Here is a 19,708-nt window from a genome sequence, read left to right on the forward strand (position 1 = left end):
ACCTCCAGCAGGAGCCCGGTGAATAATCGACGCCGTGCGCCGCGGCATTTTCTTTTGCAGTGCCGCAATAATCTGCCTGTTACTGGCTGAAGTCATCTCGCGCAACGCTCAGCATAATCTCCCACCTGAAATCTTCACTGCTGGCTGAAACGTTTTCCGGTCTGTGAACTGTTTGTTATGCGCTATGAAGCATCTTTTGAACAATTCATTAATCCAGACCCACCGGCATTAGTCATGGTATTTGCCGCGGGACAAGCAGAAATGAATACGTGTCACATTGCCCGATTCTTTCGCCCCTAAAAAGCATCCGATCCAGACGGCACGCCGCTCTGGAACCACATCGGCATCAGCCTGCACCCCAAGAAATTCTCGCAAGGTTGTCACTTGACAACTTTCATCACCAAACATACACTGAGGCAGTTGATGAGACGTCCGCATCCACGAAAAGAGATAGAAGCTGCGCTGCAATATGCCGAGTCGAATGGCTGGGCGGTACGGCCAAAGAAGGGCAATGGCCATGCGTGGGGGCGGATTTACTGTCCCTACAACGACGCGGACTGTCGTTGCGGAGAATTTTGCATTACGAGCGTATAGAGCACGCCTCGCAGCGCTGCGAATCATGCGGCGCACCTGATGCGGGTCGTCAACAACTGCACGACTCACCGACCAGAACATGCCCGACGTGGCGCAGGCGCTCACGGGCCGGAGTAACTCATGGAATACGTTTTCACCCTCAAATACCAGCTGGCAGCGAACGATTGCGACCATGAAACGCTCGTCGAGCGGCTTGGCGAAGCTGGCTGCGATGACGCCACCCCGGGCATCGGACAACCCGGGCGGATCGCGCTCGCGTTCACACGCGAGAGTCCCGACGCCTGGACAGCTATCCGTACCGCTCTGCAGGATGTCAAACAGGCCATTCCGTCCGCTCGCCTTATCGAGGCGGCGCCGGACTTCGTCGGTTTGACGGACGCAGCCGACGCAACCGGAATGTCTCGTCAAAACATGCGCAAACTGATGCTCGCGCACGCCACGGACTTTCCCGCACCGGTGCATGAGGGCAACCCCTCCTTGTGGCACCTCTCCGACATTCTTGCCTGGCTGAACGATCGGGACGGCTATAGCATCGACGCCGATCTGCTCGACGTCGCCAGCTCCGCCAAGCAGGTCAATCTGGCCAAAGAGGCGCGGGAAAGAGAACCTCGCGCCGGCCGCGAACTCGAGGGGCTGGTCGCCTGACCGGCGCCCTATTCCCGGAACGGGAGAGCGCCCTTGCCCTGCTCCTGCTGCCCTTCGGCGCGCATGTCGAACACGTTGAGCGTCATGGCCACCAGTGCGTAGTAACCCAGCAAACCAACGAGATTCACCGTCACCTCGCGCCCGAACCGCTCCATCGTTTGCGCGTAAGTCGCGTCCGATACGCGTTTGGCGTCGTATAGCTCGGTCGCGAACGCGTAGATGAGCGCATCGTCGGGATCGTCGAACTGCGGAGCCGCGCCTGTACGAATCTGCTCCGCCAGCGCCACGGGCACACCCGCCTCCAGCGCGATCGGATAGTGGATATACCATTCGGCCTGCGCCTGCCAGCGCGCAGCCGTTACGAGTATCGCCAGTTCCGAGAGGCGCAGCGGCAAGCCCGTGCGATAGCGGCAGAACGCGCCCAGGCGCTGGGCGTGCTGGGCCAGCTCGGGACTGTAGATCCAGCCGAGAAACGGCCCGTTCAGGTTGCCGCGAGGGCCTGAGAGGATTTCATCGAGCACGGCCTTCTGTTCCGGCGTTGCCTGCGAGGCCTCGAAGGCGGGAAGCCGCGGATTCCGCGATTGCGTCATGGATGAACTCCGTGAGTGTTCCATCGATCAAGAAGCACAAGTCCGCGCTCACGCCGCGCGCGACACACCCGTTGCGACGAGCGCGCCGTCGATCGCGTCGGCAAGGCGCTCCGTGATGGCGTCGATATCGCGCGCCGTGCAGATGAACGGCGGCGCGAGCAGCACGTGGTCGCCATGCTTGCCGTCCACCGTACCGCCCATCGGATACACCATCAGGCCTCGCGCGAACGCTTCGCGCCTGATCGCTGCGTGCAGCTTCAGCGCAGGATCGAAGGTCGCCTTCGTCTCGCGGTCTTTCACCAGTTCGACGCCCACGAAGAGTCCGCGTCCGCGCACGTCGCCCACATACGGATGCGCCGCATACCGTTCGCGCAGATTCGCCCGCAGTTGCTCGCCGCGCGCGAGCACATTGTCGAGCAGCTTCTCTTCGGCAATCACGTGCTGCACCTCGAGTGCCGCCGCACAGGCAGTAGCGTGACCGATATAGGTATGGCCGTGCTGGAAGTAGCCGCTGCCGCCGACAATCGTGTCGTAAATACGCTGGCTGACGAGCGTCGCGCCGATAGGCTGATAGCCGGCGCCAAGGCCTTTGGCGATGGTCAGCAGGTCCGGGCTCACGCCGTCCTCTTCGCAGGCGAACAGGTAGCCGGTGCGGCCCATGCCCGACATGATCTCGTCGAGGATCAACAGCACGCCGTAGCGGTCGCACACCGCGCGGATCTTGCGGAAGTATTCGCGCACCGGCGGCACCGCACCAGCCGTTGCGCCCACAACCGTTTCCGCCACGAACGCGGCAACCGTCTCCGCTCCCAGCTCGAGGATTTTGTGTTCGAGCTCGTCGGCAAGGCGCTGGGCGTAGACCTCGTCGGATTCGCCTTCGCGACGCTCGCGATACGCGTAGCAAGGGCTCACGTGATGCGACTCGATCAGGATCGGCAGGAACGGCTCGCGGCGCCACGCATTGCCGCCAATCGCCAGCGCGCCGAGCGTGTTGCCGTGGTAGCTCTGGCGGCGCGCGATGAAGTGGCGGCGCGCGAGCTCGCCTTTCTCGACGAAGTACTGACGCGCGAGCTTGAGCGCGGCCTCGATGGCCTCCGAGCCGCCCGACACGAAATAAACGTGGTCGAGGCCGGCCGGCGCGGCGGCGATGAGATGGTCGGCCAGTTGCTCGGACGCTTCGGTCGTGAAGAACGACGTGTGCGCGTAAGGCAGTTGCTCCGCCTGGCGCTTGATCGCGCCGATCACGCGTGCATTGCTGTGGCCAAGGCACGAGACTGCCGCGCCGCCGCTCGCGTCGACGTAGCGCTTGCCGGCGGAGTCGACGATTTCGATGCCTTCGCCCGCAACCGCTACGGGCAGCGTCTGCCTGGGCATCCGATGAAAGACGTGGGTCATGGAATTCTCTCTCGATGCGGTGAAATGGAATTCGCCGGAACGGGGCCGTTAGCGGCGCGCGTCGGCAGCGATGAAACGATCGAACACGCGCCGGCCGTCCTGCCAGACGCCGAAGCCGACACCCTCGGCGCCGATCGCGAAGCAGGCCGTTGCGAGCGTGTTCTCGTCGTCGGGGTCGTGCGGGTCGTCGCGGAAAATCGGCAGGCCGCCTCCGGCCCGGTCTTGCAGTACGCCGACGAGCGCGTCGCCGCCCGGCTGTGCGCCCAGCGCCGGCAGCAATTCGGCGAGGCGAATCTGGCGATCGCGCGACGAATCGGTCACGATCTGCGCTTCGCTCTCGCAACCCGCATGAATCAGGTGGTTGGCGTGGCCGGACGGCGCGTTCAGTGCGGTGATCGAGCAGCGTTGCGCGGTCGCCTCGACGCTGTGGACGCGCACGCCATCCGCCAGCGCGCCGCCTATCGTGTGATGAAAACCGCTTGCGCGCGGCGTGTCGCGCAAGAGCGCAAGCGCCTCGTCGAGCGTCGCCGCGTCGAGCACGGCACGCGCGAGCATCATGCGCGGCACGCCGGCACGCGGCTCACGAATGCGCACGTTGTTGATCGTCTGGACCAGGCCGGCTCGCGTGGCCGCGAAGGTGTGGCCCGGCAGCGAGCCCGGGTAGCAGAAGCTGACGAAGCCAGGCTTGCCGTCGGGCTGCACATCGACGAGAAAGCAGCGGCCGTGCAGATACGGATCCCCATCCTCGTTGTGCGCGATCAGCGCCCCCGCCGGCGTAGGGGTCGCAACGGTCGTGCACCCGTCGGGCACGCGGTGGATCAGTTCGCCGCGGCAATTCCAGAGGAATAGATCTTCGGCCGGCCAGCCCAGCGCTTCGGCCATGGCATCGAGTTCGGCCACGCACGCCGGGAAATGACGCTGTGCCTCGACGCGCAACTGCTGCGCGAACACGCTGCCGCGCCAGCGGCTCACCGCCTGCCATGCCGCGCTCTGCGCCATGTAGGCGTTGAAGATAGGGGCGGCGAGAAGGCCAAGCTGCCGCCCTATCGCCTCGGGCGTGCCGCCCAACTGGTAACACTTCAGTGCCTGCATCGATGTTCCTGTTTCCATCGGGCCCGCGTTCTGGCGCCTTTCCGATCGGGAAAGGACGCCGAGAGACAGCCCGCCATTGCCTATGGGCGATTTATACGCCTCATCAACATATGTTGTCAATATTACATCATCAACAACAAATGAATTACAGGGCGGCGCAAAGCCCCGTCGCGGTGAAACCGCGATTGCCAGTCGAAAAGGGGGAAAAGCGCGCGTTCAGCGCGCTTCAGGGCACATAAGCACCGCGCGCATTGAGCGAGCGCTCGGCCTGCTCGAGCCGCGCGACAGCCTCCGCGCCTTCGAGCGCGAGCAAATGCGCGACCAGCGATTCGGCCAATGCCGTCGCGGCCACGAGCGACGGAAAGAACGACGGGCTCTCGTGCGTGAAGATGAGGGCCGTTTCAGCATTCAGAGCGACAGGCGAAACCGCGCTATCGGTAATCGCGATCAGCCGGCTGCCCTTCTCCAGGGCTGCTTCGGCCACCCGCGCCGCCTCGACCGAATACGGTGCGAAGCTGACCACGATCGTCGCGCTGTCGCGCTCGATGCCGAGCAGCTGCATTTCGAGCGTGCCCGCCTCGCCGCCCAGCAGCGAGACCGAAGGGCGAAACAGCCGATATTCGTACACGAGCCCGAAGGCGACCGCGTAACACGAGCGAAAGCCCGCCACATGAACATGCTTCGCCTTGCGCAGCGCGCGCACGGCCTCGACGATCGCGCGGGCGTTCTGTGCGGCGCTGGCCACGAGATTGTGCTGCTGCGCCGCGAGCAGATCGCGCGCCAGCGCGTCTTTCGCACTGCCGGCAACGAGCGAGCGGGCGCGGCTCGTGAGCGGCTCGGGCCGCGTGCGCACGCGTGCGACGAACAGGTTGCGCAATTCGTTCCAGCCAGGAAAACCCAGCTGCTGCGAGAGGCGAACGAGCGAAGCGGGCTGCACGTTGGCGCGCTCGGCGATCTTGCGCATCGACGAGACGGCCACTTCGTCCGGGTGATCGAGCAGGAACGCGGCCCCCGTCTGGAACTGCGGGCTCAGTTCGGCAAAGCGCGCTCGGATCAGCGCGGCAAGCTGATCGAAACTATCGGGCATGCGGGCAACGGTTGGGTAGGCGACAACAAATGTTACCACCGGTGTTGCGGGATGTTGCCGCCCGGTCAGTCGGTCAGTCGGTCCGGCGCCGCCAGTCGTATTCCCGCAATGCCTCGGCAAGCGCCGCATCGGACCAACGCTCATCCAGTGCCTGGCGCAGCACGGCCTGCTGACTCTTCGGCGCGAGGCCGCCAACGGGCGGGTCGCGGTCCAGATTGGCCGGAAACGGGTAGCCTTCGGCGCAAGACGCAATCACTGCCTCGATCTCGGCATCGGTCATCCGCGCGGCCTCGCGGTCGTCACGCAGGACGCGGAATAGTGCCTCGCACATCCGCCGGCGATCCACCGTTTCCATCGCGCGACCGAACGCCGACGAAATCTGCAGCAGATTGGCCATGCGCTGGACGTCTGCCGTCCGGTTCGCGCCGGCGGCATGAAACAGAGCCGGATTGAAGAACAGCGCGTCGCCCTTTTCGAGCGGCAGCTGCACGCAATGCGCTTCGAAATACTCGCGAAAATCCGGGCGCCGCCACGCCAGATACCCCTCGGCATAGCGCTGCGAATACGGCAGGAGCTTTGTGGGCCCGCTCTCGACCGGCATGTCGCTGTGAGCAACCGCGCCCTGAAGCGTGAGGAACGCCGAGACTTGGTGCACGTGCGCCGGAAAGCGCTCCGCCTCTTCAGCCGTCAGGAAGCCGAGATGGTAGTCGCGGTGCGCGAGCTGGGCCTGCCCCCCGGGACGAACGACGTTGACCTGCGAGGTCATCTGATACGCGGGCCCGAGCCAGGCTTCGGCAACCGCCGCGAGCATCGGATTGGCAAAATAGCGTGCGAATACGGCGGGCGCCTCCAGACAGAGCTTCTCCTGGGCGTTCCAGATGCGGTCGTTCGCGCCAGCCTTCGCGAAATGGTCGCCCGCACTGTTCCCGTTGGCACGTTCGGCACGGATGATCGATTCGAACACGGCGGTCGCTTCGTCAATCGGGCCCACGTCTTCATAGGCCCGCTGCAGCACCAGCACGCCCGCCCCGTCGCGCAGAACGCCCGCCCATTCCGCCTGCAGCCTGGCGCGCTGCCGCTCGTCCGCCACCACGCGACGCAGGGCGCGGCAGTCGTACAACGGAATCTGTTGCCCGACGGCGCCGGCAAATCGCAGCGGCGGGGAATCCCGCCGCGCGAGCAGCGCCGCAAATTCGTGCAGCGAGCAGCCGGACTCCGTGTACCAGCCCTGGCCAAGCTCTCCTGCGTCCGCTTCTGTGTCTGCTTCTCCATGCATTTCACGCCGGTTCATCGCGTCTCCTTCCTGTCCGCTTTTGTGTCAAACAAGCATACCGGCGCGAGCGAAGCGTGAGCTATCATGAATCGATCAAAAACACCTCAAAATGGAGGCCTCGAACGTGGCTCACCGGTTTCTGGTCAAGGAGATAGCGCTACAGGCGGGAGTCGGACTCGCAACGGTCGATCGCGTGCTCAACGGCCGGGCGCATGTGCGCGAACACACGCGCAAGCGCGTCGAGCAAGCCATCCGGGAGCTCGAAAAGCAGGAGCTGCAACTGGCCACGGCCGGCCGCAAACTCGTGGTCGACGTGCTGGTCGAGGCGCCCTCGCGATTCGCCGACGAAATCCGGGATGCCCTCGAAGCCGAATTGCCGGGCCTGCATCCTGCCGTCTTCCGGCCGCGCTTCCTGATGCAGGAGACCATGACCACGGAGGACGTCATCGCGGCCCTCCGGGCAATCGGCCGTCGCGGCAGCCACGGGGTATTTCTGAAGGCGCGCGACGTCCCCGAAATCGCCGAGGCGATCGGCGAATTGCAGCAGCGCGGCATTCCGGTGGTCACGATCTTCACGGACATTCCGCATTCGGGCCGCATCGCCTATGCGGGCCTCGACAATCGCGTCGCCGGCGCCACGGCGGCCTACCTCGTGGGACAGTGGGCCGGCACGCGGCCCGGCAGCGTCCTGATCACGATGAGCGACGAACGCTTCCGTGGCGAGGAGGAACGGGAGATCAGCTTTCGGCGGGCATTGCGCATGCGTTACGCGCATCTCGCGCTGGTCGACGCAAGCGGCGGCCATGGTCTCGACGAGGCCACCGAAGCGCGCGTGCGCGCCGCGCTGGCCCGCCATGCCGATATCACCGCGGTCTACTCGATGGGCGGCGGGAATGTCGCGATCCTGCGCGCGCTGGCAGCGCTGCAGCGCGAGCCGGTGGTTTTCGTGGGTCACGATCTCGACCGCGACAATGTGCGCCTGCTGCGCGAAGGCCGGATCCAGGCGATCCTGCATCACGACCTTCGGCAGGATATGCGCTCGGCCTGCCAGCACGTCATGCGCTTTCACAAGCTGCTGCCCGCCGCCGCCGTGTCGCCTTCGTCGTCGGTGGTGGTGGTCACGCCCGAAAGCATTCCGGAACATATCGCCAGCCGCTATGCGCGCCATGGCCGCCATGACCACCATGACCGATAAGCGGCTCGTGTACCATCGTTCCGATCTCACGCACCTCTCGCCGGGGAACCCCAGATGGCAACACCTGCTCTCGAACCCGCCGTCACCGTCTATCGTGGCGGCATCGTCGAAAACACCCACCGGGCCCATGTCGCCGTGGTCGATGCCGACGGCCGGCTGCTCTATGCGTGGGGCGATCCGCACCGCGTGACGCTCGTGCGCTCGGCGGCCAAGCCTGCGCAGGCGCTGGCCGTCGTCGAGACGGGGGCGCTCGAGCGTTTCGGCTTCGACGACGCCGACCTCGCGCTCATGTGCGGTTCGAACAGCAGCGAAGACCGGCACGTCGAACGCACGCGCCAGATGCTCGCGAAGGCGGCAGCCGAGGAATCGGACATGCGCTGCGGCCCGCACACGCCGTTGTCGGACGCCGTCTACCGCAACTGGATCAAGCGCGACTTCACGCCGGGACCGGCATGCAGCAACTGCTCCGGCAAGCACGCGGGCATGCTCGCGGGCGCGCGCGCCATCGAGGCTCCGATCGAGGACTATCACCTTCCGGGGCATCCGCTGCAAACGCGCGTGCGCCAGACCGTCGCGCAGGTCTGCGGCCTGCCCGACGACGGCGTGCAGTGGGCCATCGACGGCTGCAACCTGCCTACGCCCGCCTTTCCCCTCGACCGGCTGGCGCGCCTCTACGCCAAGCTCGCCGACGCCGCGGACCGTAGTGCCGGCGCCCAGGCGAACGGCGCCGCCGAAGCCCCTGCACGCACCGCGGCGCTCGCGCGCCTCTACCGCGCCATGACCTCGCACCCGGAGATGGTCGCGGGCGAAGGCCGCTTCTGCACGGCGCTCATGGAGACGTTTGAAGGCGCGCTGGTCGGCAAGGTCGGCGCGGAAGGCAGCTATGCGATCGGCGTGCGCGCTTCCACGCAAACCGCCCCGCACGCCGGGCCGCGCGCGCTGGGGCTCGCGGTCAAGATGGAGGACGGCAACCAGACGGCGCTCTACGCGGTCGTCATGGACGTGCTGGCCCAGCTGGGCATTGGCACGCCGGCCCAGCACGCGGCGCTCGCGCGCTTCCACGCGCCGCGGATTTCCAACACGAAGGGGGTCGAAACCGGGCAGGTCACGGCGAGGCTTGCGCTGCGGGCGCGTACCTGAAACCGGTACGGAATTACCGGAACGGTACTCGCTGCCTGCCCCGACGCGCCCGTCAAAGCAACGCCACCACCTTCACGTCGCTGCGGTCCGCCGCCGCGACCACCTTGCCGTCCACGCGCCGGAACGTGAGCGTGACCGTCGACTTGCCCACGCGCAGATCGCCGATCTCGAGCCAGTCGATGCCTTCGGGCAGCATCGGCTCCTCGACGCGCACTTCGTGGCGCGCCGCATCGATCGAAATGCCGAGGCACGCTTCGAGCATCATGAACGGCGAACCGGCCGCCCAGGCCTGCGGCAGACAGGCGACCGGATAAGCCGTCGGCGGCTCGCCGCGGCGGCGCGGGAAACCGCAGAAGAGCTCGGGCAGGCGCATGTCGAAGGTGACCGCCGCTTCGAAGAGCGCCTGCAGCAGACGCACCGCAGCCTCCTTGTGGCCATAGCGCGCGAGCCCGCGCGCGCAGAGCGCGTTGTCGTGCGGCCAGACCGAACCGTTGTGATAAGCCATCGGGTTGAAGCGCGCCTGCCCGGCGGCAAGCGTGCGCACGCCCCAGCCCGTATGGAACAGCGCCGATTCGAGCGTGCGCGCCACGCTGCGGCCGCGCTCGTATTCGGGCAGGCCGAAGGCGAGCAGATGCCCCGCGTTCGAAGCGAGCACGCGGCATAGCTCGCCGTGGCCGTCGAGCGCGATGCCGTAAAAGTCCGACTCCGGCATCCAGTACTTTTCCTCCACGCACTGGCGGATTTTCGAGGCGCGCGCCGCGTAACGAATGGCTTCCTCGGTCAGCCCACGGTGGGTCGCGAAACGCGCCATCGTGTCGAACGCGGCGCTCGCGTAGGCTTGCACTTCCACGAGCGAGATCGGACCGTCGGGGAAGCGTCCGTCGGCGTGGAACACCGAGTCGTGGCTGTCCTTCCAGCCCTGGTTCGCGAGGCCGCCTTCCGATTCGCGCCGGTAATCGAGCAGACCGAGCGCGTTGCGGTCGCACACGCCCGATACCCACGCCGCCGCGCGTTCGAGCTCCGGCCACAGTTCGTCGATCAGCGCCGTGTCGCCCGTGCGCTCAACATACGCGCCCGCCAGCACAACGAAGAGCGGCGTGGTGTCCACCCCGCCGTAATAAAGCGCGAACGGCACCTCGCCCGTGGCGGCCATTTCGCTCTTGCGCATCTCGTGCATGATCTTGCCGGGCGCCGCGTCGCGGAACGCGGAGTTCTCGCGCGCCTGGTGCGCCGCGAGAAAGCGCAGCACGCCGCGCGCGAGCGCGGGTGTGAGCCACAGCGTCTGCAGCGAGGTGATGACCGCGTCGCGCCCGAACGGCGTGGAGAACCACGGAATGCCCGCATAGGGATACGGGCCCGTCGGCAGATCGGTGGTCAGCAGGCCGAGGTCGGCGATCGAGCGGTTGATCCACGCGTTGAAAAGCGGGTTGCTCGAACGCACGCGCGCCGTCGCGCGGCGGCGCTCGCGCATCACGATGTGCGAATCGACGAGCGCCGCGCGCACGGCCGCCCGGCCCACACGCAGCCCTTTTCCGTCGGCGAGGCAATGCTCGGGCTGGATGATGCTCGCGCTCGGCGCGTCGGGCGCGGCGCCCTCCAGCGGCTCGACCGCGATCGCCACGGTCAGGTAGACCGAGTCGCAAGCCTGGGCGGGAAGCGCCACCGAAAAGTCCGCGCGGTCCGCGAAGAGCTTGTCCGGCGTGGGCGAGAACTCGATGCGCACGCGCCGCGCGACCTTGTCGCGGCCGATGTATTCGAGCCGCACCTCGCCGTCCTCCACGCGCGCGGGAGCGAGCGTGCCCCGCACTTCGCGCTTGAGGCCGCGCACTTCGAACATGTCGCGGAAATCGCTCGCGAACGAGATCGAAAGCGGCACGACGGCGTCTTCGGTGCCGTAGTTCGTGAGCTCGATGGCCTCGGTCATCATCGTGCCCGAGAGCACGCGCGAGCGCTGCACGTGGATCACGCCTTCGGGCGTGGTCGAGCCGCCGAGCGGCGGCAGCGGACGATTCGTGAGATGCGCGGTGAAAGCGGTGTTATCGCTGCTCACGCTGCCCGAGAGCAGCGACGGCACGCGCCCGCCGAAGGTGAGACGCAGCGACGAGAGCACGCGTGTGTCGTTGACGAAGAGACCGTCGTCGATGCCGGTGAGGTCGCCGAGCGGATCGTTGACGATGAAGGTGTCGCCCGACTTCAGCACATGCTGGGTCGCGCTGGCGACCTCGGGGGTTTCGGGCGCGATGAACGCGCCGTCCGTGTCGTGTGCGGGGTGGTCCACGCCGCCCGAATGGGTGACGCCGCCGAGTGCTTCTGGATCCTGCATCGTCTGGCTCCTGTGTCGATCGGTTCGCTTCCGTTCGATTGTAGAGGCTTCCGCCGCGGCCGACGAAACGCATGCGCGAACCGCAAGAAACATGCGCAAAAAAGCGCCTGCACGCGGTCGCGTGCAGGCGCCTTCTGACAACGACCCGTGCCGCTCAGCGCTGCGCGATCGGCCTGGCTTCGCGCGGCGTTTCGCCGATGAAAAGCTGGCGCGGACGGCCGATCTTCTGCTCGGGGTCGGCAATCATTTCGTTCCACTGCGCAATCCAGCCCACCGTGCGCGCCATCGCGAAGATGCAGGTGAACATCGAGGTCGGGATGCCCAGCGCGCGCTGCACGATGCCCGAGTAGAAGTCCACGTTCGGGTACAGCTTGCGCGACACGAAGTACTCGTCTTCCAGCGCGATCTTCTCGAGCTGCATCGCCAGCTTGAACAGCGGATCGTCGTGCAGGCCCAGTTCGTTGAGCACTTCGTAGCACGTTTCGCGCATCAGCTTCGCGCGCGGATCGTAGTTCTTGTACACGCGGTGGCCGAAGCCCATCAGCTTCACGCCCGAGTTCTTGTCCTTCACCTGCTTGATGAACTCCGGAATGTTGTCCGGCGAGCCGATCTGTTCGAGCATGTTCAGCGCGGCTTCGTTCGCGCCGCCGTGCGCCGGGCCCCACAGGCAGGCGATACCGGCCGCGATACACGCGAACGGGTTCGCGCCCGACGAACCGGCCAGGCGCACCGTCGAGGTCGAGGCGTTCTGCTCGTGGTCGGCGTGCAGGATCAGGATGCGGTCGAGCGCGCGCACGAGCACGTCGTTGACCTTGTACTCTTCGCTCGGCGTGGAGAACATCATCTGCATGAAGTTCGCGCTGTACGAAAGGTCGTTGCGCGGATACACGAACGGCTGGCCGATCGAGTACTTGTAGGCCATGGCCACGAGCGTCGGCAGCTTGGCGATCATGCGGATCGCCGAGATGTCGCGGTGACGCGGGTTATTGATGTCGAGCGAGTCGTGGTAGAACGCGGACAGCGCGCCGACTGCCGCAACCAGAATCGCCATCGGATGCGCGTCACGGCGGAACCCCCGGAAAAAGAAGTGCATCTGCTCGTGGACCATCGTGTGATGGGTGACGGTCGCGACGAATTCGTCCTTCTGCGCCTGCGTGGGCAGTTCGCCCTTCAGCAGCAGGTAGCAGGTTTCGAGAAAGTCGGCGTTCTGCGCAAGGTTGTCGATCGGGTAGCCGCGATAGAGCAGTTCGCCCTTGTCGCCGTCGATGTACGTGATCGCCGAGTTGCACGACGCCGTCGACATGAAGCCCGGGTCATACGTGAACATGCCCGTCTGGCCGTACAGCTTGCGGATGTCGATCACGTCCGGGCCCTGGGTGCCCTTGTAGACCGGCAGCTCGACGCTCTCCGCCTTGCCGGGAATCGTGAGCGTGGCGTGTGTCTTCGAATCAATCATGTCTTGTCCTTGAGTGGCTGTCACATCGCACATGCCGCAGCGCGGGACCCCTAGAACAGCGGGTGGCATCGCTGCGACCACGTGGCGCATTCTACGGCCCTGCGCGGCAACGATTGACAACTATTCCGGCAACAATGCCTCTTCACTTACGCAACGCTCATGGCTTTCAGCCGCCTTCCACGCACTTATTGCAACAATATTTTGCTCTTGCAGTGCAACATCTCGCCCTCAGTTCTGCGATACTCCGACGCATGCAGAGACTTCCCCTATTGACTTTGCATGTCACTCTGCTGGCCTGCCTTGTTTAGGCGGGCCTTTTTTCTCTAGCCACACGTGCTTGAAGCAAAATGTAAGGAATAGCAGATGAATATTTCGATCGACACCCTGTTTGCGGAAGACGAACTGGCCGAAGGTTCCGTCGTCACGGCACTGAACCATCAGGACATCGTGGTTGCGCTGTCCGCCGCGCTGGCGTCCGAACGTGTCGCCGTGCTGCACATGCTGTACCCGCGCACCGACGCACGTACGCACCGCAGCCTCGATCACCTCGTCGACAAGCTGCACGGCCATGGCCTGCACCAGGTCGCGCGCCTCGTCTCGCAGGAAGCGCACTACCTTGTCTTCAAGGACCCCGTGAAGGCACGGAAGGCTTTCCATGAGATCCGCAACGACTCGCTCGCCATCGGCGTGCATCTCTACTACGCCGGCCTCGTAGGCGAAGCCGCCGAGCACGCACTCGACGCCCACGCGCAGTCCCGCGACTAAGACACCGGTTCACCGGGCCTCGCAGAAGGCCGCCCGGCCGGGCGGTCTTCCGCGAGGGCTGGCCCTCGCCGGGCGTCCTTCATCCCCTCTCAACCCGCCCTTCGCAGCGCGCCCGTCAGCGCCCGTGCCCGCTCACGAACTGATCGACGAGCATATTGAACTCGGCCGGCCGCGCGAGGTTCATGCCATGCGAGGCGCCATTCACGGTCTCGCGGCGCACGTCGGGAATCCACGCATCCAGCGCCGCCACGGCGCGATGGAACACGGCCGGACTCAGTTGCCCATCTACCAGCAGCACCGGACACGCCACCTGCTCCGCGTCATCGCGGGTATAGGCCGCGAGCGGATCGCGAAACTGGGGGCCAAGGGTATGGGCGTTGTCGGTCGCCATGCGGCGGAACGAATGCGTGCTCTTCGCCCAGAAGCCGGGCCGGCTGACCGAGTCGACGAAAAGCTCCAGTCCCGCGTCCACTTCGCCTGACGCGATCAACTGCACCGCGCGGGCGCGCAGCGCGTTGACGGTCTCGGGCAGTTGCGCGAGCGTCTGCCCCGGCATCCGCACGGGACCGCCCGGATCCGCCAGCGTGAGCGTGCGCACGAGCTGCGGATGGCGCCGCGCGAAATGAAACGCCACGTTGCCGCCGCGGGAATGCCCGATCACATGGGCCGGCCCGGCACCGAAAGCTTCGATGAACTCGCCGATTTCGTCGGCATGGCGGCTCCAGCTGAAGGGCCGGCCGCGCGCCGCGTCGGGCGCGGGCCAATAGTGCGTGAGACTCACGGAAACGCAGCGGTAATGCTGTGCGAGGCCCGCAAGCTGAGGTTGCCAGTAGCGGTAGTCGCAGAGCGAGCCGTGCACGAACAGCAGCAGTTCGCCCTCGCCGCGTTCGACAAAGGGCATGGGCACGCCGCCGGGCAGTTCGACGAACGACCCGGGCGCGGGAAAGACGGCTTGATTCACGGCGAGAAACGATGAGAACGACGACGCGCCGGCTAGGCCGCGCGCGGGACGTATCGGGAAAAAGGCGCCATTGTCCCACGTTGTGGCACAACGCGTGTACTGCGCACGGCGGCGCCCGGCTGCCGGTGCGGCTCGCTTACTCGAACACGCACGCGTCGAGGCAGGCCGCGGCGGCGCCCGCGCCGCGCACGGCGCAGGTCAGCGGCTCGTCGGCCACGCGCACGGCAACGCCCAGCTCGCGGGCGAGGCACTGGTCGAGCCGCCCGAGCAGCGCGCCGCCGCCCGTCAGCACGATGCCGTGATGCGCGATGTCGGTGATGAGTTCGGGCGGCGCGGTTTCGAACACCTGGCGCACCACGCCGATCACCTGGCGCAGCGGCGCGGCGAGCGCGTCCGCAATGTCGTGGCTCGACAGCTCGATCGTGCGCGGCAGGCCGTCTTCGACACTGCGCCCGGTCGCGCGCATGGTCTCGACCGGCTCGCCATGCAGCGCGCTGCCAATGGTCTTCTTGACGTGCTCCGCAGTCTGCTCGCCGAGCACGACGCCATAGAGCCCGCGTATGTAATTGACGATGGCGCGGTCGAATTCGTCGCCGCCCACCCGTACGGAGCCGCTGCAGGCCACGCCGCCCAGTGCGATCACGCCGACCTCGGTGGTGCCGCCGCCGATATCGACCACCATCGAGCCGGTCGCCGACGAGACCGGCAGCCCCGCCCCCACCGCCGCCGCCAGCGACTCGCCGATCAGGTTCACGCTCGCGGCGCCCGCGGCCAGCGCGGTTTCGCGAATCGCGCGGCGCTCGACATGATTGGCCGAAGCCGGCACGCACACCGTAAATGCCGCGCGCCGCCCGAACAGGCGGCGCGGCTGCGCCATCGCCACGAAGCGGCGCATCATGTGGCCGGCCGCCGGGAAATCGGCGATCACGCCGTGGCTCAAGGGGCGCACGGTCTCGAGATTCATGGGGGTGCGGCCGAGCAGATCGCGCGCCTCGCGCCCCACCGCGGCAATCGTCGGCTCGCCGGCCTTCGTGCCGCGCTCGAAGCAGACCACCGAAGGCTGGTTCAGGACGATGCCCTCGCCCGCCGTGAAGATCAATGTGTTCGCCGTGCCGAGATCAACCGCCACGTCGTCACGGGACAGCCTTGTCAGGAAGGAGGAATGCGGCTTCGCTCGAGCCATGTCGGTCTTTATGCGCGGTCTTTTGTACGATTAGGGACGGCCCCGCCAACGGCCCGCCCCGTCGGAACCCGGCAATGCGTCACGCTGGCCGCACCCCGGGCGGATCGGACTTTGCGGGCCTTTCCGGGTCCATCGGTTGCCTTGTTGCTGCCTCATCGGCTGCACCATTGGGCGTATTAACGGCCAAAGCCGCGGCAGACTTTAGCCGCGCCAAAAATAACCGTGCAGCTTAGCCGCGCAATATGTATCGAATAAGTCACGCGGCGGGGGCCGCGCAGGCCTCAAAGACGCGATTCCAGCGCCCGCACGAGCGCATCCCGGCCGAGCAGCACGCCCTGCGGCGTGATCGTGTGGCCGACGCCCGGCAGCACATAGGCCGCGACGGCATACCCCGCGTCGCTGAAGGCGATGGCCGCGCGCTCGAGTTCCTGCACCGGAATCACCTCGTCGTCCTCGCCATGCACGAGCGTAAGCGCCGTCCGGCTTTTCGCGGCCACGGGCGAGACGAGCCGCCCGGCATAGGCGACGACGGCCGCCGCGCCTTCGGGCCGCGTCGCGACGTGGTGCAGCGACATGATCGAGCCTTGCGAAAAGCCGACGAGCGCCAGCGCGTCGTACCCCAGCCCCCAATGCGCGAGTTCGGCGTCGAGCCGCCCACGCAGCACCGCCGCCGCCTGCGTGACGCGCGCCTCGCGATTGCTCTCGCCGATGTCGCGCAAGCTGAACCACTGCCGGCCGCCGAATCCGCCGTCGAACGGTTCGCTGCCGTCGAGCGATGCGAACGCGACACCCGGCAGCGCGTCGCGCCACGTGTCGGCCAACGGCAGCAGATCGCGCGCGTTGCTGCCCACGCCATGCAGCAGCACGACGAGCGCGCGCGCGCTGCCCCCGGCCGGCGCAAGCCGCCAGCCGCCATCGAACGATTCCCAGCTCATTGGAAGTCCCCTGTTGCCCCATCGACAAGTTGTGGTGCCGAACGCAGCCGCAAGCATACGCCGAGCCCGCGTGCCGCGTGCCGCCGCGTAACCGGATGCCCCTCTATGTCGTGGGGATGCTGGCCGCGGCGCCGATGGCCCCATCCGATTGCGGTTAAGCTTGGCGCAAACCCGGGCGGCCCGCGCCCCCGCAGCGAAACAACACGCCAGACACGCGGAGAACCAGCTTGAATCAACCCGCCCCGCCGCCGCCCCTCGAAGGCGGCCGCCTGATCCTCGCAACCATCGCCGTCGCGCTCGCCACGTTCATGAACGTGCTGGACACGTCGATCGCCAACGTCGCCATCCCGACCATCTCCGGCGACCTCGGCGTTTCGGTCGACGAAGGCACGTGGGTCATCACCGTGTTCGCCGCCGCCAACGCCGTGTCGATTCCGCTAACGGGCTGGCTCACGCAGCGTTTCGGGCAGGTGCGCCTGTTCGTCGCCTCGATTTTCTCGTTCGTGATCGCCTCGTGGCTGTGCGGCATCGCACCGAGCCTGCCGTTCCTGCTCGTCGCGCGCGTGCTGCAGGGCGCCGTGGCCGGTCCGCTGATTCCGCTCTCGCAGGCCATCCTGCTCGGCTCCTGGCCGAAGGACAAGTCGGCCACGGCGCTCGCGTTCTGGGCCATGACGACAACCGTCGGCCCGATCGCCGGCCCGGCGCTGGGCGGCTGGATCACCGACAGCTACAACTGGGCATGGATCTTCTACATCAACATCCCCGTGGGCCTGTTCGCGGGCACTGCCACGTGGCTGATCTACCGCCACCGCGAATCGCCCACGCGCAAGCCGCCCATCGACATCGTGGGGCTCGGTCTCCTTATCGCGTGGGTGGCGTCGCTGCAGATCATGCTCGACAAGGGCAAGGATCTCGACTGGTTCAACTCGCCCGTGATCGTCGGTCTCGGCATCACCGCGCTCGTGAGCTTCGCGTTCTTCCTCGTCTGGGAACTGACCGAGGAGCACCCCATCGTCGACCTGCGGCTCTTCGCGCAGCGCAACTTCCTCGGCGGCACCGTGGCGATCTCGGTTGCCTACGGCGTGTTCTTCGGCAATCTCGTGCTGCTGCCGCAATGGATGCAGGAGTACCTGAACTACCGCTCCGTCGACGCGGGCCTCGTCACCGCGCCGCTCGGCATCTTCGCGGTGATCCTGGCTCCCGTGGTGGGCCGCATCCTGCCGCGCTCGGACGCGCGCATCATCGCGACGATCGCGTTCGTGCTCTTCGCGGGCGTGTTCTTCATGCGCTCGTGGTACGTGATCGAGATCGACACCTTCCATCTCGTGCTGCCCACGCTCCTGCAAGGCATCCCGATGGCGCTCTTCTTCGTGCCGCTCACGGCGATCATCCTCGCGGGCCAGCCGCCCTCGCGCATGCCGGCGGCCGCGGGCCTCTCGAACTTCGTGCGCGTATTCTGCGGCGCGGTGGGCACCTCGATCGCGACGAACGCCTGGAACAACCGCACGATCCTCCATCACGCGCGGCTCACGGAGCAGGCTTCGGTCGACAACCCCGTCTTCCGCCAGTCGATGGAAAACACCCAGACGCTCCTGCATCTGAGCGAGCCCTCCGCGCACGCGCTGTTCGATTTCCAGCTCACGACCCAGGCGGCGATGATGGGCCTGAACGACATCTTCTATATCTCGGCGATCATCTTCCTCGCGATCATCCCGCTCATCTGGGTGACGAAATCCACGCGCGGCGGCGGGGGCGCGGCCGGGGCGCACTGACCTCCGGGCGGTGTTGCGTCGCCGCGGGAATCGCTACAATCGCCGGGGCCGGCGGCCCACCCTGGCCGCGCCCCGCCTTTTTGTTCTGTCCCGCCCATGGATTACCAGCCGATACTCGACGCCATCCACCGCGACCTGCAGCCGTACCTCGGCACGGGCCGCGTCGCCGACTACATTCCCGAACTCGCGCGGGTTCGCGCCGACCACTTCGGCATGGCCATCGTCACCGTCGACGGCCGCGTCTTTCGCACCGGCGACGCCGACGTGCGCTTCTCGATCCAGAGCATCTCCAAGCTGTTCGCCTGCACGCTGGCGTTCCAGCTGCTCGGCGACGCCCTGTGGGAACGCGTGGGCCGAGAGCCTTCGGGCACGGCGTTCAATTCGCTGGTCCAACTCGAAAGCGAGTGCGGCAAGCCGCGCAATCCCTTCATCAACGCGGGCGCCCTTGTCGTCACCGACGTGCTGTGCCGCCGCTTCGTGAAGGCGGAGACCGCGCTCGTCGATTTCATGCGGCGGCTCACGGGTGTCCGCGGGATCGACTACGACCTGCGCGTGGCACAGTCGGAACTCGACCACGCCGAGCGCAACCGCGCGATGGCGCATTTCATCGCGAGCTTCGGCAATCTGGAAATGCCCGCCGACGCCGTGATCGACGCGTACTGCCGCCAGTGCGCGATTTCGATGAACTGCGTGGAACTGGCGAGCGCGGCGCTCTTTCTCGCGAACGGCGGCGTCTCGGCCGCCAGCGGCGAGCACGTGCTGGACGCGAGCTCCGCCAAGCGGCTTTCCGCACTCATGCTGACCTGCGGCACCTATGACGCCGCGGGGGATTTCGTCTATCGCGTGGGGCTGCCCGCGAAGAGCGGCGTGGGCGGCGGCATCGTGGCCGTGCTGCCGGGCGAGTTCGCGGTGTGCGTGTGGTCGCCGGGGCTCGATCCGACGGGGAATTCGCTGGTCGGCACGATGGCTCTGGAATGGCTGACGACGCGCACGGAGCGGTCGATTTTTTGATGCCTGGCCCGCAAGAACGGGCTTCACTCTTTCAAAGAGAAACGGGACGACACCGCTTTCCCGGTGTCCTTCACTCAGGCTGCACCGCTCAGCACCTCGGCAGGAACAGGCAATCCGGCATGCCAACGCCGGATCATTGCCAGGCCTCGCGCCCGCTCGCTATTCCGCACTTCCTACAAGTGCGCTTCCTCATACCGGTCATACCGCTCAGACCATTCGGCCAGCGCTGACAGGATCCCGGGTCCGTCGCCTTCGGGCGTGCCGAGCTCAAGATCCCTCTCCCCCATCCTT

16 protein-coding genes and 1 pseudogene are annotated in these 19,708 nt (G+C 66.5%); 7 read left to right on the forward strand and 10 right to left on the reverse strand.

The annotated features are described in order from the left end of the window. Positions 1-420: 420 nt before the first annotated feature. A pseudogene (locus BAC01S_RS35530) lies at positions 421-711 on the forward strand (hypothetical protein). A gap of 3 nt (positions 712-714) precedes the next feature. Then, positions 715-1,239, forward strand: coding sequence for a helix-turn-helix transcriptional regulator (locus BAC01S_RS10045; RefSeq protein WP_027794648.1), 525 nt, complete (start codon positions 715-717; stop codon positions 1,237-1,239). An 8-nt stretch (positions 1,240-1,247) separates the two neighbouring features. On the opposite strand, the gene BAC01S_RS10050 is transcribed toward BAC01S_RS10045, so the two are convergent. The 5 genes from BAC01S_RS10050 to BAC01S_RS10070 all read right to left on the reverse strand — a co-directional run bounded on the left by BAC01S_RS10050 (position 1,248) and on the right by BAC01S_RS10070 (position 6,694). Then, positions 1,248-1,829 (reverse strand): carboxymuconolactone decarboxylase family protein, encoded by a 582-nt coding sequence (locus tag BAC01S_RS10050; RefSeq protein WP_027794649.1) that lies wholly within the window; start codon positions 1,827-1,829, stop codon positions 1,248-1,250. Positions 1,830-1,877: 48 nt separating this feature from the next. Next, the gene (locus BAC01S_RS10055) at positions 1,878-3,224 is read right to left on the reverse strand and encodes an aspartate aminotransferase family protein (RefSeq protein ID WP_027794650.1); all 1,347 of its coding nucleotides are present in this window, start codon (positions 3,222-3,224) and stop codon (positions 1,878-1,880) included. Positions 3,225-3,272: 48 nt separating this feature from the next. Then, the gene (locus BAC01S_RS10060) at positions 3,273-4,316 is read right to left on the reverse strand and encodes a C45 family autoproteolytic acyltransferase/hydolase (RefSeq protein ID WP_027794651.1); all 1,044 of its coding nucleotides are present in this window, start codon (positions 4,314-4,316) and stop codon (positions 3,273-3,275) included. 226 nt (positions 4,317-4,542) lie between these two features. Beyond that, positions 4,543-5,403 (reverse strand): MurR/RpiR family transcriptional regulator, encoded by an 861-nt coding sequence (locus BAC01S_RS10065; RefSeq protein WP_027794652.1) that lies wholly within the window; start codon positions 5,401-5,403, stop codon positions 4,543-4,545. A gap of 73 nt (positions 5,404-5,476) precedes the next feature. Continuing rightward, on the reverse strand, positions 5,477-6,694 hold the full coding sequence (locus BAC01S_RS10070) for a phytanoyl-CoA dioxygenase family protein (protein WP_027794653.1): 1,218 nt from the start codon (positions 6,692-6,694) through the stop codon (positions 5,477-5,479). 106 nt (positions 6,695-6,800) lie between these two features. On the opposite strand from BAC01S_RS10070, the gene BAC01S_RS10075 reads away from it, so the two are divergent. Beyond that, positions 6,801-7,871 carry a LacI family DNA-binding transcriptional regulator gene (locus BAC01S_RS10075; RefSeq protein WP_027794654.1) on the forward strand — a complete coding sequence of 357 codons (1,071 nt, stop codon included), beginning with the start codon at positions 6,801-6,803 and terminating at the stop codon, positions 7,869-7,871. A gap of 54 nt (positions 7,872-7,925) precedes the next feature. Then, a complete protein-coding gene (locus BAC01S_RS10080) occupies positions 7,926-9,011 on the forward strand; it encodes an asparaginase (RefSeq protein WP_027794655.1) in 1,086 nt (361 codons plus the stop codon). Between the two features lie 52 nt (positions 9,012-9,063). Here the strand turns inward: BAC01S_RS10080 and BAC01S_RS10085 are convergent, their stop codons facing one another. Continuing rightward, the gene (locus tag BAC01S_RS10085) at positions 9,064-11,334 is read right to left on the reverse strand and encodes an amylo-alpha-1,6-glucosidase (protein WP_027794656.1); all 2,271 of its coding nucleotides are present in this window, start codon (positions 11,332-11,334) and stop codon (positions 9,064-9,066) included. A gap of 154 nt (positions 11,335-11,488) precedes the next feature. Beyond that, positions 11,489-12,790 (reverse strand): citrate synthase, encoded by a 1,302-nt coding sequence (gene gltA, locus BAC01S_RS10090; protein ID WP_027794657.1) that lies wholly within the window; start codon positions 12,788-12,790, stop codon positions 11,489-11,491. A gap of 363 nt (positions 12,791-13,153) precedes the next feature. On the opposite strand from gltA, the gene BAC01S_RS10095 reads away from it, so the two are divergent. Next, on the forward strand, positions 13,154-13,555 hold the full coding sequence (locus BAC01S_RS10095) for a hypothetical protein (RefSeq protein ID WP_027794658.1): 402 nt from the start codon (positions 13,154-13,156) through the stop codon (positions 13,553-13,555). Positions 13,556-13,670: 115 nt separating this feature from the next. Here the strand turns inward: BAC01S_RS10095 and BAC01S_RS10100 are convergent, their stop codons facing one another. The 3 genes from BAC01S_RS10100 to BAC01S_RS10110 all read right to left on the reverse strand — a co-directional run bounded on the left by BAC01S_RS10100 (position 13,671) and on the right by BAC01S_RS10110 (position 16,634). Then, entirely contained in the window at positions 13,671-14,456 is a 786-nt protein-coding gene (locus tag BAC01S_RS10100) for an alpha/beta fold hydrolase (RefSeq protein ID WP_027794659.1), read from the reverse strand. A 196-nt stretch (positions 14,457-14,652) separates the two neighbouring features. Beyond that, a complete protein-coding gene (gene mreB / locus BAC01S_RS10105; RefSeq protein WP_027794660.1) occupies positions 14,653-15,699 on the reverse strand; it encodes a rod shape-determining protein in 1,047 nt (348 codons plus the stop codon). A gap of 281 nt (positions 15,700-15,980) precedes the next feature. Beyond that, the gene (locus BAC01S_RS10110; RefSeq protein WP_027794661.1) at positions 15,981-16,634 is read right to left on the reverse strand and encodes an alpha/beta hydrolase; all 654 of its coding nucleotides are present in this window, start codon (positions 16,632-16,634) and stop codon (positions 15,981-15,983) included. 227 nt (positions 16,635-16,861) lie between these two features. Here BAC01S_RS10110 and BAC01S_RS10115 point away from each other — a divergent pair, with 227 nt between their 5' ends. Continuing rightward, on the forward strand, positions 16,862-18,406 hold the full coding sequence (locus tag BAC01S_RS10115; protein ID WP_027794662.1) for a DHA2 family efflux MFS transporter permease subunit: 1,545 nt from the start codon (positions 16,862-16,864) through the stop codon (positions 18,404-18,406). Positions 18,407-18,502: 96 nt separating this feature from the next. After that, the gene (locus BAC01S_RS10120; protein WP_027794663.1) at positions 18,503-19,417 is read left to right on the forward strand and encodes a glutaminase; all 915 of its coding nucleotides are present in this window, start codon (positions 18,503-18,505) and stop codon (positions 19,415-19,417) included. Positions 19,418-19,708 lie beyond the last annotated feature (291 nt).

This window comes from Paraburkholderia acidipaludis NBRC 101816 (genome assembly GCF_000684975.1).
GTDB lineage: Bacteria > Pseudomonadota > Gammaproteobacteria > Burkholderiales > Burkholderiaceae > Paraburkholderia > Paraburkholderia acidipaludis.

Coding starts and splice junctions, on each gene's coding strand:
- BAC01S_RS10050 (WP_027794649.1), bottom strand. CDS start 1,829: ATGACGCAATCGCGGAATCCGCGGCTTCCCGCCTTCGAGGCCTCGCAG.
- BAC01S_RS10065 (WP_027794652.1), bottom strand. CDS start 5,403: ATGCCCGATAGTTTCGATCAGCTTGCCGCGCTGATCCGAGCGCGCTTT.
- BAC01S_RS10095 (WP_027794658.1), top strand. CDS start 13,154: ATGAATATTTCGATCGACACCCTGTTTGCGGAAGACGAACTGGCCGAA.
- BAC01S_RS10120 (WP_027794663.1), top strand. CDS start 18,503: ATGGATTACCAGCCGATACTCGACGCCATCCACCGCGACCTGCAGCCG.
- BAC01S_RS10110 (WP_027794661.1), bottom strand. CDS start 16,634: ATGAGCTGGGAATCGTTCGATGGCGGCTGGCGGCTTGCGCCGGCCGGG.
- mreB (WP_027794660.1), bottom strand. CDS start 15,699: ATGGCTCGAGCGAAGCCGCATTCCTCCTTCCTGACAAGGCTGTCCCGT.
- BAC01S_RS10055 (WP_027794650.1), bottom strand. CDS start 3,224: ATGACCCACGTCTTTCATCGGATGCCCAGGCAGACGCTGCCCGTAGCG.
- BAC01S_RS10045 (WP_027794648.1), top strand. CDS start 715: ATGGAATACGTTTTCACCCTCAAATACCAGCTGGCAGCGAACGATTGC.
- BAC01S_RS10080 (WP_027794655.1), top strand. CDS start 7,926: ATGGCAACACCTGCTCTCGAACCCGCCGTCACCGTCTATCGTGGCGGC.
- BAC01S_RS10100 (WP_027794659.1), bottom strand. CDS start 14,456: ATGCCCTTTGTCGAACGCGGCGAGGGCGAACTGCTGCTGTTCGTGCAC.
- BAC01S_RS10060 (WP_027794651.1), bottom strand. CDS start 4,316: ATGCAGGCACTGAAGTGTTACCAGTTGGGCGGCACGCCCGAGGCGATA.
- BAC01S_RS10085 (WP_027794656.1), bottom strand. CDS start 11,334: ATGCAGGATCCAGAAGCACTCGGCGGCGTCACCCATTCGGGCGGCGTG.
- BAC01S_RS10070 (WP_027794653.1), bottom strand. CDS start 6,694: ATGAACCGGCGTGAAATGCATGGAGAAGCAGACACAGAAGCGGACGCA.
- gltA (WP_027794657.1), bottom strand. CDS start 12,790: ATGATTGATTCGAAGACACACGCCACGCTCACGATTCCCGGCAAGGCG.